This window comes from Pseudomonas sp. EA_5y_Pfl2_R50 (assembly GCF_963970475.1).
In the GTDB taxonomy this organism is placed as follows: Bacteria; Pseudomonadota; Gammaproteobacteria; order Pseudomonadales; family Pseudomonadaceae; genus Aquipseudomonas.
On record NZ_CAXAPT010000187.1, the window covers coordinates 1 to 445 of the forward strand.

The window sequence follows — 445 nt, forward strand, 5'->3', positions numbered from 1 at the left end:
TCGGACGCGTCCGAAAAACGCGCTTCGGCCTCAACGCGCGAGATGTGTTCCATGGCCGCGCCCTCCCGTTGATCCAAATGATTCTTCACACACCCCTCCCCTTGCCCAGCATGGCCTCAAGATCGAGCCGGTGACGGCGGGATCGCGCCGGCTGGCGTAGGGATTGCGACCGCCGGCCCTGGCCGCGACCTCTTCGCCGGAGACCGCGGCCGGCTGACAGATCAGGCGGCGGCTGGCACGGCGCATCAGATCGCCCGCAAGATGCGCTCAACCAGGGCAAGTCCAAGACGCTGGCGCTGGCCAATTCGCGCCGCATCGTGATGGACAAGGGCGCGGTCGACGACGTCGAGATCACCCGCCGCGAGGTCGCGCGCCACGACGGCGTGGTCGAAAAGAACAAGGGGTTCGACCTCAAGGTCGACGACACGACGCCGGAAGTTGCGAC

At 67.0% G+C, this 445-nt stretch carries 1 protein-coding gene; it reads left to right on the forward strand.

Annotated elements, in window-relative coordinates; all coding sequences use genetic code 11:
• Positions 1-314 precede the first annotated feature (314 nt).
• Positions 315-445, forward strand: a 131-nt coding sequence (locus AACY19_RS28010; protein ID WP_445262338.1) for a hypothetical protein, incomplete at its 3' end; no start/stop codon positions are given.